Origin of the sequence: Mastigocoleus sp. MO_188.B34 (genome assembly GCF_030065675.1) — a bacterium.
Taxonomy (GTDB): domain Bacteria; phylum Cyanobacteriota; class Cyanobacteriia; order Cyanobacteriales; family Nostocaceae; genus Mastigocoleus.
Window position 1 is genome coordinate 1 of record NZ_JASJDK010000166.1, and the last position, 15,822, is coordinate 15,822.

Here is a 15,822-nt window from a genome sequence, read left to right on the forward strand (position 1 = left end):
TTCTCTTTCTTCTACTGTTAGGGAGACAATGTATTTTTTCTTGGGCATCACACACACCAGATTGATTTGGGTGTTTATAGATTATCGTGTTTTTGTATCCCTCAACTCAAAATTGACAGACTACTAGTTCTCAATACTTTAACCCCATAAGGTGTTTGTATAAGAATAAATACGCCTTTCAGAGGATTAATTGAGAGATATATTTTTTGTTTTCTATCTCCTATATCTCTTGAAATTATACCAAGTTGACACTTGTCACGCAGCAAGAAATTAAATTGTCACTGATATTAGGGTACGGCAAGTTTCTTGTGCGTGGAAGTGTCTTTAGATGGCAAGTTTAATGTTTAATCTATCAAACAACTGCCGATACCTGTTGCCTAAAGAAAGCTTGCAAAATTCTTTCAGCAATCGCCGGAGTGGTTAAACCGAGTGTAGCTTTACTTTCATCTGGTTGAGCGTGATCTACTAGGACATCTGGTACGCCGATCCGTTTAACGGGAACAACAACATCATTATCCAATAAAGCTTCAGCTAGCCCGGAACCAAAACCACCAATAACAGAACCTTCTTCAAGGGTGACAACACGACCGATTTTTTCTGCTAGTGGCAAAATTAATTCTGTATCCAAAGGTTTAGCAAACCGAGCATTAATCACAGTGGCTTCGATACCATGTTCGCGGAGAATTTCTGCTACTTGTACGCCAGGGTGTACCATCGTACCATAGGCAACAATCAATAGGTCATCCCCATTGCGGAGAATTTCTCCTTTACCAATTTCTATTGGTTCCCAACCTTCTTCCATCAGAGGAACTCCGTAGCCGTTACCGCGAGGGAAACGCATGGCAATTGGACCTGTTGTGTGGTTAACACCTGTGACTACCATTCGCTGCATTTCTGCTTCATCTTTTGGTGCCATTAAAACCATATTAGGAATACAGCGCAGGTAAGAAATATCATACATCCCTTGGTGAGTAGGACCATCAGCCCCGACAATTCCTGCCCGATCTAAGCAGAAAAATACTGGTAGATTCTGAATGCAAACATCATGAATAATTTGGTCATAAGCGCGTTGCAGGAAAGTAGAGTAAATTGCTGCAACCGGACGCATACCCTCGCAAGCTAAACCTGCAGCAAGGGTAACAGCATGTTGTTCGGCAATGCCAACATCGATATATTGTTGTGGTAACTTGGCTTGAAGTTTATCTAAGCCGGTTCCTGTCGCCATTGCGGCAGTAATACCAATAATTTTTGGGTTTTGCTCTGCTAACTTGACTAAAGTATGGGCAAAAACCTTGGAATATTTGGGAGGTTTTGGTTTGCTGGAGGGAATGGCTTTTCCTGTTGTCAAATTGAAAGGTGACTGTGCGTGGTAACCGACCTTATCTTTTTCGGCGATTTCATAGCCTTTACCTTTGGTTGTGACAACATGTACCAAAACAGGACCATCAATTTCGTGTGCTTGTCCAAAGGTGGTAATTAGTTCTTCAAGATTATGTCCGTCAACTGGTCCCATATAGGTAAAGCCAAGTTCTTCAACCACAGCACCTACTTTAGGAATAGCCAATCGCTTCATTCCCTCCTTAATCCGACCCAGTTCAGGAGAAAGAGATTCCCCAACAAAAGGAATTTGCTTAAATTGTTCTTCAAAATTATCTGAAAGGAATTGCATGGGTGGCGATAACCGCATTTTGTTGAGATAGCGAGGAATCGCACCAACGTTAGGAGAAATTGACATTTCGTTGTCGTTGAGGACAACCAATAATTTAGTATTAGGCAAATGTCCGGCATGATTAATTGCTTCTAATGCCATACCACCTGTTAGAGCACCGTCACCAATAACCGCAGCCACTTTAAATTTCTCACCCTTCATATCTCGAGCCAAAGCCATTCCTAAACCTGCCGAGATGCTGGTAGAAGCATGTCCTGCGCCAAAATGGTCAAATTTACTTTCACAGCGCTTGAGGTAACCTGCTATTCCGTCTTTTTGCCGTAAAGTACTGAATTTGTCATAACGACCAGTAATTAGTTTGTGGGGATAAGCTTGATGTCCCACATCCCAAATTACTTTATCTCGATCTAAATCCAATGTTTGATAAAGTCCCAGAGTTAATTCAACTACACCCAACCCTGGACCGAGGTGTCCCCCTGACGCTGCAACAGTTTGAAGATGCTTGTCTCGAATCTGACGAGCAATTTGTTCTAACTGCCGAATTGACAATCCATGCAATTGGTTGGGATGAGTGATGTCACTAAGATGCATACTTTAAGGTTGTCCTCTCAAGGTCTAGTATTTTTGATTTTGCCACGCCTGGGTTCTTGATAGGGACAAGTTAAATCGGATTCTGAAAAAAAATAATCAAAGAAGGTGTTTTTTGAGGAAAAATCACAGAAATAAATGGGAAAAAGGCGATAATTATACTATTTACTGAGCAGTATGACAATCAAAGATAAATTTTGCCTTTAACCCAAATTGCATTAACTAAAAAATCTATATTGGTGCAGTTGAAGTATTGTTAATAGGGGTAACTTCTGGTGTGTATGGATTTCTTTGTTGTCTTTGTAAATATCTACTAAGTACATATGCCATATCACCCCTTGTCATGGGTTTGAGTGGAGAAAGATTCCCATCAGCTTTTTGATTCACAAATCCTCCTGTAACAGTCGTAGCTACAGCTTTTCTTGCCCATTGAGGAATTGATTTTTGGTCTGGAAATTTGGCTAGAATTTCATTTACTGTTGCTTCGGGAAACTGGAAAACACCATAGGCTTGGGCAAAAATAGCTAAAGCTTCTGCTCTGGTAACTTTCTGGTTGGGAAAAAATAAGTTTCCTCGGTATCCTTTCATGACACCGGTTTTTAAAACTGTTTGGATATCTTGAAATGCCCAATGTGAGGAAGAGACATCAGTCACATTGATGTTATCTTTACTCGCTGCTTTTTGTTTGTCGAGTAAAAAAGTTTTCACCATAATTGAAGCCAACTCTGCCCGACTCATAAATCTTTCTGGATGAAAGTCACCGTCAGGGAATTTGTTCATTAAGTTTGCACTAATGACCTTTTGTATGGGGTCAAATGATGTTTGAGTCGTTGTTTGCTTCGGTGTTTTTTGTTCTGGCGTTGTTTGAGCGTATACTGGAATGGCTAGTAATTGTACTAATGCCACTAATGATAGAGCACTGGTAAAGTGACGCATGTTTTAAACCTAAATAAACAATCTGTTAAATAAACTATTTGAGAAATTTAACTTCACATTTTATTAAGACATTTTAGAGAAGTTCATAGTTTCCTAAAGTTTTATTGTATAAATACTTATTTTGTTCAAGTATCAGGATTTTTCTATGCAGTTAAAAGCTTTTTTGTATGTGTTTTTCTGACTAATGATGATTGTGTAATTTTAATGACAACAACAAGACAATCGTTAATAAATTTCTAGTTTGCCAAATTCTGAGTAGTGCTCAAGTTCAAATAATTGTTTTTTTCGGTTCGGTGAAGCTTCAAATCTTAAGACTAGAGTTGCTGACAAATATGTGAGTGAATGACGTCTGACTGCTAATGTGGACTTATGGTTATTGCTCTTTGGTCATTAGTTACTGTTTGCAAAACAAATAACCAAGAACAAATAACAAATGAGTAATTGAGGAGATTTGAGAGGAGATTTGAAAATGACCGCAGCAGCAGATCCAGTACAGCTAATGAAGCAAGAAGTTGGTAGAGCAGCAGCCAATTTGATTCAGTCCAATTCTATAGTTGGTTTGGGAACCGGTTCCACCACTGCGTATGCAATTCAATTTATTGGCGAACGTCTTAAGTCAGGGGAAATAAAAGATATTGTTGGTGTCCCCACATCTTTTCAAGCTGAGGTACTTTCCAAACAATATGGTATTCCTTTAACTACATTAGATGCGATTGACCACATTGATATTGCCATTGATGGTGCTGATGAAGTCGATCCACAAAAAAATCTAATCAAAGGTGGTGGTGCAGCCCATACCAGGGAAAAAGTTGTGGATTACCTGGCAAATCAATTTATTGTGGTTATAGATTCAGGTAAACTAGTTAACAAACTTGGTTCGGTTTTTGCTGTACCAGTAGAAGTTATTCCAATGGCTGTTACCCCGGTAATGAATGCGATCGCAAAGCTCGGTGGTAAGCCAGAACTACGCATGGGTGTAAAAAAAGCTGGTCCTGTTGTCACCGATCAAGGTAATTTAGTGGTAGATGTCAAGTTTGATGATATTCCCGACCCTGTTAACTTAGAAAAAACTTTGAATAATATTCCTGGAGTTCTGGAAAACGGTATTTTTGTAAACTGTGCGGATAAAGTTTTAATTGGTGAAGTTAAAGATGGTAAACCCGTAGTCCGGGAAATGTAAAAATTTAACTCCATCGTTTCAAACTTTTAATATTCCTCTACCTGTAACCGCAAGGTCTTGTGAAGGTATGAGGATTCTTTATCTTCCAAAGAAAAATTATTAGTTAGAGAAATAATAAAAAAGGGGTTTATTCGCAGATAAATGACTACTCACCACAGCGTTTTGAATAAAATTGCCATTATTGGTTGTGGTTATGTGGGAACTGCTGCTTCACGTTATTGGTATCAAGAGCAGGGTCATTCAGTAACAGTAACCACTACAAGACAGGAGCGGGTCGCGGAATTGGAGGAAATTGCTACCCGAGTGGTAGTTATGAAAGGTGCAGATAGTCAAGATTTGAAAAATCTTATTTATTAGTTTTTGAAGAAAACATCTATAAAGATTCTTAACTCATCTCTTGCAACTATTCGTATAAACTAGGACAATGTAAAAGCTAGGGGCATGGTAAATTTTGTACGTCCCAAGATAAGTTGCAGCAATATAACTAGATTATTATTACTACTTGTGATCGCGCTACTGCATCACAAGTTAATAAGTCTAAACTGGGAATTTTGGCTGATTATTAAGCATTTTCGACCATTAAGCTTAAAGCATTAAAATCTATAACAATGCAAGCAAACTAATACACAAGACAGTTAAGTGTATTCAACTGCTTGTATGTGTTATGTTTTCCTGAGTTTGGTAGTATCAAATTCTATTGATATAAAGAATAATTGTAGAAATTACTTATGAAAGCAACAGCAAAGAAAATAGCTCTTGGGCTAGGGATATTAATTCTGACAGTCGGTTGCAACAATGCATCTGACACCTCCAGTAAAACTGAGTCAGAGAAAAATGTAACTGAAGCTGCTAACTCTCAAGTAGTTCAGACAATTAAGATAGATGGTTCGAGTACCGTATATCCAATTACAGAAGCTATAGCAAAAAATTACAAAGCAGAGAATAAAGTACCAGTCGAAGTAAGTTTTTCTGGTACCACAAGTGGATTTGAAAAATTCTGTAAGGGAGAAATAGACATTGCTAACGCCTCCCGTCCAATTTTAAAGGAAGAATTAAAAACCTGTACTTCCAACAGCGTCCTCTTCACCGAACTTCCCATAGCTTTTGATGCTTTAACCGTTGCAGTGCATCCTCAAAACACATGGGCTAAAGAAATTGCGATCGCAGAATTAAAGAAAATTTGGGAACCAGCAGCTCAAGGAAAAATTACTAATTGGAACCAAGTACGGGCTTCTTTTCCGGATCGATCATTGAACTTATATGGTGCTGATAAGAAATCTGGTACTTTTGACTACTTTACTAAAGCAGTAGTTGGTAAATCTGGGGAAAGTCGTGACGACTATACAGCTAGTGAGGATGATGAAGTTCTAGTTTCGGGGATCGCTAAAGACCCGAATGCTTTGGGTTATTTTGGCTATGGCTATTATGAAGAGAACAAAGATAAATTAAAATCACTGGCGATCAATAGCGGTAAAGGTGCGATACCACCTTCTAGGGAAACCGTTGAAAAAGCACAGTATCAACCACTTTCTCGTCCTTTGTTTATATACATAAATATTAAATCTGCTCAAAAGAAAGAAGCGTTGAGAAACTTTGTAAATTTCTATATCAAACAAGCACCGACAACAGTTGCTTCTGTGGGATATGTCCCTTTACCTAAAGATGCTTATCAGTTAGCAAACCTTCAATTTTATAAAGGTAAAGCAGGAACGGTATTTGGAGGAGAAACCAGTCTGGATTTAACTATTGGTGAAGTATTGCGTAAACGAGCGGAGTTTTAGGGCTTGGGGATTGACGATTGGATCGCTGTAGTGTGTGTTAGACCCATTACTATACCTGACTTTAATAATAAATTTAATAGGTCTAACGCACCATGTTAAATGGGTGCATTACGGCAAATTCTGAGTTATTCCAACAATCAAATTTTTATTTTGTTCTAACACACTTGTATATTAAAAATGAATTTGAACGGAATTACCCTTGATGCTTTTGTATTATAATTGTATTACCATTAAATACTAAAGAGAGGCAAAAAATGAACCATCGGGACTTCTAAAGCTGGATCTAACAAATCCAGCTAATGGTATTCACACCATCAATCTCATCGTTTACAAAATAGCAGAATCTTTGTATGAATCCGATTATCCAGAACCGATAATCTGGCGTTCCTCTCCAATTACTACAATTACAAACAATTTCGATAAACTGTACTTCCCCACAGAAAGTTTATCGAGATCGCCAAAATATACTCGTTATCTGAGCAAGGATACTCTGCTTAGAACTCATACTACTGCCATAATGCCAGAGATACTTCCTTACTTACAGGAGGAAAATCTCATCATTCATCCCGGTATTTGTTATCGGCGCGATGTGGTGGATAAACGTCATGTAGGTGAACCACATCAAATGGATGTTTGGTTAATATCTAGAGATTTCAAAGGTCACCTTTCCAAGGTAAGATTCATTGAAAATATTCTCCATGCAATTCTTCCCAATGTATCTTACCGTTTAAATGAAACTTCACACCCCTATACTCTCAATGGTTTAGAAATTGAGGTGTTAGTTGATGGTAAGTGGATTGAAATTGGGGAATGTGGAGACGCACGCCCAGATTTGCTTCAACCTGGTTACATTGGTTTAGCATCTGGTTGGGGATTAGACAGATTAGCAATGTTAGTCAAAGGAATTGATGATATTCGTTTGTTGCGAAGTACTCATCCTCAAATTGCAACCCAGATGACAAATCTGGAAACCTATCAAGCTGTTTCAAATCAACCTAGTATTAGCCGGGATCTATCAATTGTCACTAGCTTAGATACAGAGTTAGAGGACATTTGCGAACAGATAACCGAGGTATTAGCTGATGACCTAGAGTTATTAGCATCAGTAGATATACTAAGTGAAACTAACTATCATCAACTTCCCCAAAAGGCAATTCAACGCTTAGGTATTCAACCCAATCAAAAAAACCTGCTGGTGCGAATGACCTTCCAAAGTTTACATACATCGATTACCAATCAAAAAGCTAACATCTTGCGGGATATGGTTTACCAAAAAATTCACCAAGGTGAATAGATTAAGTGTTGAGTAGGAGCGCACCGACGTGCGCCCAAGTCTTTGGCTCTTGTTCTGGTTCCCAGGCTTAGCCTGATGGGAAACAAAGCTTAAAGGCTCCTCCACCTCTTATTTTTTTACATTCCCAGTCGCTAATCCCCAATCCCTTACTTACACCATACTCCCCGCCATCGCCAACAAAGCACTACCATAAGCAGCTTCCGAATTCTTAGGTTCTATCATCGGAACTCCCAAATGACGCCTCCTAATGTCTGTCCAAGTATCATTTGCTGCACCACCGCCAGCAGTGTAAACCCGAGTTAGCCTATCTGCTCCCAATATCTGTAATAACTCATAACCCTGAGCCTCAATTCGACTCATCCCTTCCAATAAACCGTGTAAAAACTCCACGCGATCGCTAGGACGTGGTTCCAATTTCGGCGCTAAATTCGGATCGTTAATGGGAAAACGTTCTCCTGTTTTCAATAATGGGTAATAATCCAAACCACTTTTTTGGGTGGGATCGATTTGATGACTGAGACTTTCTAACTCAGCCAGGGTAAAAAATTCCTTGAGTACTGCACCACCAGTATTGGAAGCACCACCAGCTAACCACAGATCCCCTAAACGGTGACTATAAATTCCATATTTTGCATCTTCTATGCGGGTACGACTCAAAAGTTTCACAGCGAGGGTAGAACCTAAGGACGTTACAGCTTCCCCGGGAGAATTAGCACCGCTAGCAATAAATGCTGCAATACTATCTGTTGTCCCAGCACAAATTAAACAGTTGGGAGATAAACCATATTCAAATGCAAGTTCTGAACGAATTTGACTAATAGGAGTACCCGGAGCGCATATTTGAGGAAGTTGAATCGGAATTTGCAAACTTTGCAGCCAATCTGGATATTTAAATGCTTCCACGTCGTAACCAAGTTTCAAAGCATTGTGATAATCACTAATACCCAATTGTCCGTGCAACAGAAATCCTAACCAGTCCGCTTGATGGAGAAAATATTTAGCTTGGGAGAAAGATGGTAATTGGGACATCCACAAAAGTTTTGCCAAGCTAGATGTGGCGCTTAACACTGTATGCTTAGCTGGAGCAAATTTTCTGAGTATCTCCAATACAGAAGCAGAACGGTTGTCATTGTACATTAGGGGTTCATCTACCGGATTACCGTTGCGATCGCACAGGAGGACAGTCCCAGAAGTACCGTTAATCGTAATACTGTTAATTTCTTGTCGTAGCTGTTGAGGAATTTCTCCTAGCAAACCAAATAAAACTTGTCGCCAGTAATTCGCCCGTTTCGATGGTTCAGATACTTCAAAAGAGCGACGTGCTTCAGCTCTAATATTAGCCCCACCATCTATAATGGCAGCCCGCACACCCGATGTTCCAAAATCGATTCCCAAATATAAACTCATTTTTAATAGCTTTTATTTATATTTAAGTGATAAATCATAAGAATAACAGAACCTAATAGTCAGGAATTAACAGCTACAGGCTAGAAGAAAAAAGGAAGTCCGCAAAAAATAAACTTTTTCCGCTATTTTCAGCGTTCTGCAACCAGTTTTCAATTTTTGGTTATCTCGCTTAATTGTTTCATTTTGTAACAACCTCTTCTAGTATCCAAATAAGACTGAGTTAATTAACCTTTCTTACAAATCAACAAATAACAACTTTGTTTATATTTGAAACAAACTTCACTCAACAAGCCAATTTTTGGTGATAATTTAAGATTTAAGGCGCAAATTCACATCACTTGTCAAGCAAAAAAACAAGTTGAGTGTCGTTACTTTGAGTTGATGTCATTTATTGAAAAATATTGACTATTAGCAACCTTGATGTTTATAACAGAGTACCGCCCACGGTGCCAGTTATGGGCAAGCAGGAAGCTAAAGAAGTACAACTCAGCAAGAAATTTTTCCTAATGATTCTTAACAATTATTAGGAAAAATAAAATGGAAAATTAGTAAACGAACTACAAAAAAGTTCTGTTGAAAGTAAGAGGTTTCTAACTATGTCCTTATCTGATACCCAAGTGTATATAGCTCTTGTTGTAGCGCTACTCCCAGGTTTATTGGCTTGGCGTTTAGCAACCGAACTTTACAAATAAGTTAGTTATTGACTTAACTAAATTGTAGAGTTACAAATCCTGGTTGCATAAAGAACGGAATATCGAATACTTTTGCTTGTATACCGGCAATAGTGTGCAGATAATTACCTTCATGCGCCAGGATTATTATTTATACTGAACTATATTAGGGTCGCAACTACTAGGTTTCATTAATTCCCATTAATATTAATTCCCATTAATTCGCAGTTATTTGCAGTAATTAGCAAAATCAAATTGCACTACACACAGGTATTCCCTTGATTTGATTCGGCTCAAGGTGTAATTTGTCACAAATATCGAGGTTATCTATAGCATCATGAACGCACTTCAACATCCCAGACCAGAAGTTACACAAGCACCACCAAGCCGCCGAGTGATAGAACGCCCTAAACGCCGTCTGCGTCAACGTTCTCACCATATAATGGCTTTGGAAACAACTATCAAGATTGGAGTGAATTTGGCGATCGCTACTGCTGCAATATCTGCCTTAACACAACTTCTTCCCCATCATTGGTCGCAACAGGATAAGCTACGAGCAATTCGCACTGAGGTTAATTTAACACAAGAAAGGGTAAATAATTTACAACTTGAACTCAAGCGTAATTTTGATCCCCGCCAATCTAAAGTTTTAATGCAACAACAAGGATATCGATTTCGCCCCGGACAAAAGCAAGTAGTTTTCCGAAATAATGTAGAGATTGAGTAATGAATTGTAGTTTCTTTTAGGGAAATATCAAGGAAATTGCGAGTAATTCAAAATTTTTAGCTCGAAATCGTTAACTCGAAATCTTCAGATTTATAGCTTGAGATTTATAGCTTGAGATTTACAGCTTGAAATTTACAGACTTATAATTTGCAGTAAACGTAAATATATATCCTAAACTAATCTCATTTTATCTGGAAATTAAAAAACCTAACTTTTAATGAGTGATAACTGCATGCTTATTATTCCATCATGCAATTATCATTTTTTAAAAGTCAGTTGTTAAAATTAACCTTCAAAATTCAGTGCTTTATTCAAATTCTAGTTATATTTTTGACTACACTCTATTTAAATCAAAAGAATATATTTAGAACTTTATATTCAGCATCTTAGAAGTAACATCTTAGTGCTGGGGTGAAAGTAGTTCATCTAACCAATTTTCCACTTGTAAACGCAAGCGGTATCCTGAATTATCGGCAACTTCGGCATTATTTTCTAAATGATTTAGGACGCGACGATAATCGGCGATCGCACAATTCCAATCGCCCCAAATATGATATGTCCTGCCTCTTTGTGCGAATATATATGTTTCCAGTTGTTCGAATACTAAGGCAACTTCAAAATTATCAATTGCTTCAGAATATTGTCCAAGTTCGCGCCAGGTAATACCTCGATTAATCCAAGCCCTAACATAACTCGGATTTAGATCCAATGCCCGGTCGTAGTCAGCAATTGCATCAGCCAATCGTCCAGAAGCTGCGTAGGAGTTGGCACGATTATTGTAAGCACTTGCTAAATTTGGATTTAATTTTAATGCCGTATTGTAATCAGAAACGGCTTTTTGTATTTCGCCGCTTTCAAAATAAATTAGTCCTCGATTGTTATAATCAACTGCATTTTGGGGATGGCAGTAAATTAACTGACTTAAAAGTGCAATGGCTTTTTGGTAATCACCCTGCTGAGCTTTTGTCAGTGCATCATAGCGTAAGTATCGCGCATTGAAAGTAGATGTTTCACAAAGATTGATGACTCCAGGTTCGGAATCAGATGTTAGCCCTAAAACGACTTTACATTCTTCATCTTGTTCGTCACCAGATGCTAAAAAAAAGCGACTGTTCATATATTCCTGCCCAATCTGCTTGCTTCGTAAACTTGCTAGTTTTGATAATGCTGGTCTTATGCCCCTGAATGATTAAGTCGATTCTCTATTCTTACTTGGTGAGACACATCATGTCCAATCAGATCCCAACCTTAAATTTAAGTGTTTCAACTAGCTGTCTTAATAAATAGAGTACGGCTTATATCAGATATGCAGTTGTAAATTACGCCCATTATGTGAATTAGAATTTGAAGTAAGCTCATTTCACGACAATAACCACGAATTTCGTTAATAAAGCTTCCTTAAACTGAAACTCTTGAGCTAAGAGTTTTGAATTTCATCTAATTCCCATTTAAAAGTAATTATTAATTGAATACACTCGTACGAACCCAAATTCCTGAAGATAACAAAAATTAGTTGCCAAAAATTAATAAAAAATAGCATTAAAGGCTTAACAGCGACAACTTGGTAAAATGCTTGCAAGCGATTCAGGCTTGCTTGACAAAACTTAAATTTTTGAAAAATTTTGTTATGACAACCGAAATATCCTATACTCAGGCTCCCGACCTCAGAGCCGATGATTACTTTGTTATTGGTCTTGCAATTTGTTTTGTGAGGGATGATGGAGAAGTCCATCAAGTTGAAGTTATAGAGCCAATTCCTTCTGCAGCTTTAGGCGCACTTGTTAAAGGTATCCCTACTTCCTACAAATTTGCTTATGCTACATCTTTAGGGGAAGTTCTTAAAGAAGATGCACTTCAAGTACCTGCACAATTTCCTAAATCATCACAATTTTCCGAAGAGTTTATTGAAAGAGCATTTGCTGCAGCAAGAACTTACAAGCGTAACGAAGCGGAACGTTTAATTCCGTTAGGTACAACCTATGAGGACTTCCAATTCTCAACAGAACGAAAGCGCGTACTCAATGCAACTCGGAACGTTACCAAAGATGACAACGTGAAACAACATTCCCATACCCATAAAGTTTTATAGCTCGATAAGTTTTGTCGCTCGAGCTATTTTGTGATCGGAACAATTGACTTCTAGCGGTAAAGTACTCCCAGAAATTGTAATGTGGGCAGTGCCCACCTTACGAAAATGTTTAACTACCCCAAGGGGATTGTTAACTATAACTCTTCCCAATAATTGTGTGTTTCAGAGTGTCAACGACCCCGATCTAAAGGTACGGGTCACCCAGCCTAAAAACTGGCAGCCCTAAGTTGACCAGACTTTCGTTAACGGCAAGCGTTCAAGAACCTACCAAGGAATGCGTAGCTAGTTCCTTGCTCTAGAACTAAATACTGCAAAACTATTCACAAAAAAGATGGATATTCTTATGCGTTTTGATATTAATTCACGGCAGTTAAAACTGCTCGTGTCGTTTTTCCTCCGCGACATAAATGTACGCGGTTTCCAAACTTCCGGAGGTCTTTAGATGAAGATAGCCAGTTTTTAGATCCTCGTACTCATAAACCGCTATATTTATTACAACTTTGGTTGTTAAAACCTTAATTTAATTTTTACGAGCTTTTTTCGTTATGTTGAAATTATATGGTGCGGCTCGCAGTCGAGCATCAATTATTAAGTGGTATTTGGAAGAATTAGAAATACCCTATGAGTTTGTGAATTTAGATATGCAATCCGGGGAGCATCGTCAGCCCGAATATTTGAAAATCAATCCAATTGGTAAAGTTCCAGCTATTGTTGATGGGGACTTAAAACTGTGGGAGTCGGGTGCAATTTTGCTTTACCTGGCTGACAAATATGACAAAGCAGCCATTTCTGCAGAAAAGAGGGCTGAATATTACCAGTGGGTTTTATTTGCAAACGCGAGTTTAGGACCCGGTATTTTTATTGAAGCTAATCGCGAACGCGAGATGAGCAGATTAATGACTCCCCTAGAGGAAATTTTTGCCAAACAACCTTTTGTGTTGGGAAATGAATTCACTGTTGCTGATGCTGCTGTGGGATCTCTCTTAAGTTACATTCCCATCATGCTTAAGCTTGACCTTAGTGAATATCCCCACGTTCTAAATTATATAAAGTCAATTTCTGAGCGCCCAGCATTTAAAAATACTATTGGCGCGCGTTAGTTGATCTTGTTACCAGGCTAAGGAATCTGGATTAAATAAAGTACAAAAGTAGGGTGCTGTTAGCATCGCGTAACGCACCATTCCAAATTTTGGAATTACAGGTTATTAAATTCTCATTCCTAAGCCTGGTGACATCAAAAATAATTGACTAACGATAATTAATAAATTGCAACGCAACCGGATAATCTTCCTGTTTAAGTCGTTGCATCACCGTTTGTAAATCATCTTTACTTTTACTGCTAACCCGCACCGCATCTCCTTGAATAGAGGGTTGCACTTTTTTCATTTCATCGCGAATCAACTTTGAAATTTTTTTGGCAATTTCCTGAGAAATGCCTTTTTTCAAGGTAATCTCTTGCCTTACTCGACTGCCACTAGCAGATTCTATTTTGCCAAATTCAAATATTTTTTGGGAAAGATTGCGTTTTGCGGCTTTTTCCCGCAATATTTTGCTGACGGAATCTAAAGTGAATTCACTATCAGAATTAATAGTGATAGTTTGTTCGCCCAACTCTACAGTTGTTTTAGTATCTTTCAGATCGTAGCGGCTTTTAATTTCACGTACAGTTTGATCGACAGCATTAACCATCTCTTGTCTGTCGAAATCGCTCACAATATCAAATGAATAGGTAGAAGCCATAAGGAATCTTCGACTCAAAAGTTTTAATCTGAGGGAATTGAAAATAAGTAATAAACCCAACTAATTGGTAATTAATAGTCAAGAAAAAACCATTAAACTCATTAGTTGCTGGCTTGAATAATACTTAGAACGATGAGGATAGCCGAACAAGTAGATCCAACAGCATACATTAAAGACCGCAACAAAGGTACATTTAATATATAAAAAATTGAATACAGCGATCGCGCAACTAGAAAAGTAATAGCAGCATATTCTGCCCAAATAGAATCAACGTTGGTTACATACGCCATTAATGCCGCAGCGGCAAAAATCATAAAAGCTTCAAAGGAATTTTGGTGTGCCCAGGTAGCGCGTTGGGCATAACTTGGAAGCTGTTCGAACATAGCACGAGGAGCAGAAATATCGTAACCGACGCTAAAGCGCGCATAACCCACGACCATAAAAGGTAAATAAATTAGTACGGCAGCAGCAGCAACAGAATATAAGAGAATTGCAGGCACAGACAACGTCAAAAAATCCATCAAAATTTTCTTGAGTTTAAAACATTTATTTGGCTTAAATTTTACTGGTTTAGGTAGTGTTTTGCTGCTTGTTTTTTTATATTATGCCGCTGCTAACCCTCAATTTATTTTGAAAGTACAAATATCTATTTATTCAGCAACACCCATCAGTCATATTTTAGCTACTATTTAGTTGCACCTAAAAAATAGGCAAAATATATTTGCCAATATTCGTCATTAATGACTAATGAGCTACGAGTAATAGCTAATCAAAATAGAATAAAGTTACAACTTTTCTCTGTTCTTCTGCTTCTTTACAAGTTTGCAGGAGTGTACCACTGTCGTGAAACGCAAAACAAATTAGTTGCTGGCATCGAGAGACTATCTCTTTATTACACAGATAACTAGCTTCTGCGAGAGAAAGATGATTATTACTAGAATTTTCGACTAAATGCATTACTCGATCTAGTTGCTGGCGTGACTCTAACGGTTGGAGTTCCAAACTTTGAGGGAGAATAACCGTTAGAAGATTGGGATCGGCACGCATTGCTCCACGAATGGCTGCTGAATTCGTACCCGTTGCACCAGAAGTTATGACCCTATTTCCTGCCAAAACCAAGGCGTAGGTCATCATTTCAATGAGATTTTGATGCGTAATTGGAACATGACGAGAACCAAGCAAAGCAATACGCTTGGAACCTGTTTGCTGAACAGTTGCCAGTTCTTGCGCTAACGTATCAAGGTTTATAAGGTCTGTTGACTGACTCAAACGATCAAAGGAATCAGATTAAACGACCAGGATATTTTAACAGACAGAGTGTAGAGTTGCGGCAGTTTGTGTTATTAGAATTCAGATTTTTTTATAATTTATAACTGGGGACTGGCGACTGGCCCATGGGAAAAAAGTATTTTAGTCTGAATACTCACTCACCCAAAATCTATATGGCTAAGGCTGAGTATAGCTAGTTGCCTCTTCTGTAGTTCTCTCCCTATATGCCGCTATGAGCGCACGGCTAACACCACGTTCATCCGTAGGATGTCCTCAAACGCGCAGCGTCTTCTCAGTAGCAGCACACAGTGCTAGCGCCGGTCGCCAGTTGCCAGTACCCAATCCCCTTCAAGACAAGGTTTTCACTGGGTTTAAGTCAATTAAAGAAAGCAAACGATCTATATCAAAGTGTTCTGACATCATCTGACGAATGCATTCAGCTTTGACTGGCTCGTGTATATGCGCTTGACT

General features: G+C 38.4%; 15 protein-coding genes. 8 read left to right on the plus strand and 7 right to left on the minus strand.

All coding sequences use genetic code 11. The features are described 5' to 3' along the window. Positions 1–352: 352 nt before the first annotated feature. Together dxs and QNJ50_RS26010 are read right to left on the minus strand one after the other, a co-directional pair. Entirely contained in the window at positions 353–2,260 is a 1,908-nt protein-coding gene (gene dxs / locus QNJ50_RS26005; protein ID WP_300641392.1) for a 1-deoxy-D-xylulose-5-phosphate synthase, read from the minus strand. Positions 2,261–2,488: 228 nt separating this feature from the next. Next, positions 2,489–3,193, minus strand: a complete 705-nt coding sequence (locus tag QNJ50_RS26010) for an S-layer homology domain-containing protein (RefSeq protein WP_300641394.1) — start codon at positions 3,191–3,193, stop codon at positions 2,489–2,491. Between the two features lie 469 nt (positions 3,194–3,662). Between QNJ50_RS26010 and rpiA the strand changes: the two genes are divergently transcribed. From rpiA to QNJ50_RS26030, 4 genes are all read left to right on the plus strand, one after another. Further along, the gene (rpiA, locus tag QNJ50_RS26015) at positions 3,663–4,373 is read left to right on the plus strand and encodes a ribose-5-phosphate isomerase RpiA (RefSeq protein WP_300641396.1); all 711 of its coding nucleotides are present in this window, start codon (positions 3,663–3,665) and stop codon (positions 4,371–4,373) included. A 141-nt stretch (positions 4,374–4,514) separates the two neighbouring features. Beyond that, complete coding sequence (locus QNJ50_RS26020) at positions 4,515–4,730, plus strand: NAD-binding protein (RefSeq protein WP_300641398.1); 216 nt, start codon at positions 4,515–4,517, stop codon at positions 4,728–4,730. 371 nt (positions 4,731–5,101) lie between these two features. Continuing rightward, positions 5,102–6,154 carry a phosphate ABC transporter substrate-binding protein PstS family protein gene (locus QNJ50_RS26025; protein WP_300641400.1) on the plus strand — a complete coding sequence of 351 codons (1,053 nt, stop codon included), beginning with the start codon at positions 5,102–5,104 and terminating at the stop codon, positions 6,152–6,154. A 304-nt stretch (positions 6,155–6,458) separates the two neighbouring features. Continuing rightward, positions 6,459–7,448, plus strand: coding sequence for a hypothetical protein (locus tag QNJ50_RS26030; protein ID WP_300641415.1), 990 nt, complete (start codon positions 6,459–6,461; stop codon positions 7,446–7,448). 150 nt (positions 7,449–7,598) lie between these two features. Here QNJ50_RS26030 and QNJ50_RS26035 read toward each other — a convergent pair whose 3' ends face one another. Next, a complete protein-coding gene (locus QNJ50_RS26035; protein WP_300641402.1) occupies positions 7,599–8,855 on the minus strand; it encodes an FGGY-family carbohydrate kinase in 1,257 nt (418 codons plus the stop codon). 596 nt (positions 8,856–9,451) lie between these two features. On the opposite strand from QNJ50_RS26035, the gene psaM reads away from it, so the two are divergent. Next, a complete protein-coding gene (gene psaM / locus QNJ50_RS26040; RefSeq protein ID WP_072207726.1) occupies positions 9,452–9,547 on the plus strand; it encodes a photosystem I reaction center subunit XII in 96 nt (31 codons plus the stop codon). 316 nt (positions 9,548–9,863) lie between these two features. Further along, entirely contained in the window at positions 9,864–10,253 is a 390-nt protein-coding gene (locus QNJ50_RS26045) for a hypothetical protein (protein ID WP_300641406.1), read from the plus strand. A gap of 400 nt (positions 10,254–10,653) precedes the next feature. Here the strand turns inward: QNJ50_RS26045 and QNJ50_RS26050 are convergent, their stop codons facing one another. After that, positions 10,654–11,370 carry a tetratricopeptide repeat protein gene (locus tag QNJ50_RS26050; protein ID WP_300641408.1) on the minus strand — a complete coding sequence of 239 codons (717 nt, stop codon included), beginning with the start codon at positions 11,368–11,370 and terminating at the stop codon, positions 10,654–10,656. Between the two features lie 510 nt (positions 11,371–11,880). Between QNJ50_RS26050 and QNJ50_RS26055 the strand changes: the two genes are divergently transcribed. Next, complete coding sequence (locus tag QNJ50_RS26055) at positions 11,881–12,342, plus strand: hypothetical protein (protein ID WP_300641410.1); 462 nt, start codon at positions 11,881–11,883, stop codon at positions 12,340–12,342. Between the two features lie 545 nt (positions 12,343–12,887). Further along, complete coding sequence (locus QNJ50_RS26060) at positions 12,888–13,442, plus strand: glutathione S-transferase family protein (protein WP_300641412.1); 555 nt, start codon at positions 12,888–12,890, stop codon at positions 13,440–13,442. A gap of 148 nt (positions 13,443–13,590) precedes the next feature. Here QNJ50_RS26060 and QNJ50_RS26065 read toward each other — a convergent pair whose 3' ends face one another. From QNJ50_RS26065 to QNJ50_RS26075, 3 genes are all read right to left on the minus strand, one after another. Next, positions 13,591–14,082, minus strand: coding sequence for a YajQ family cyclic di-GMP-binding protein (locus QNJ50_RS26065; protein WP_300641413.1), 492 nt, complete (start codon positions 14,080–14,082; stop codon positions 13,591–13,593). A 101-nt stretch (positions 14,083–14,183) separates the two neighbouring features. Next, positions 14,184–14,603 (minus strand): MAPEG family protein, encoded by a 420-nt coding sequence (locus QNJ50_RS26070; RefSeq protein WP_300641414.1) that lies wholly within the window; start codon positions 14,601–14,603, stop codon positions 14,184–14,186. Positions 14,604–14,847: 244 nt separating this feature from the next. Beyond that, positions 14,848–15,351 (minus strand): DNA-processing protein DprA, encoded by a 504-nt coding sequence (locus QNJ50_RS26075; RefSeq protein WP_027844551.1) that lies wholly within the window; start codon positions 15,349–15,351, stop codon positions 14,848–14,850. Positions 15,352–15,822 lie beyond the last annotated feature (471 nt).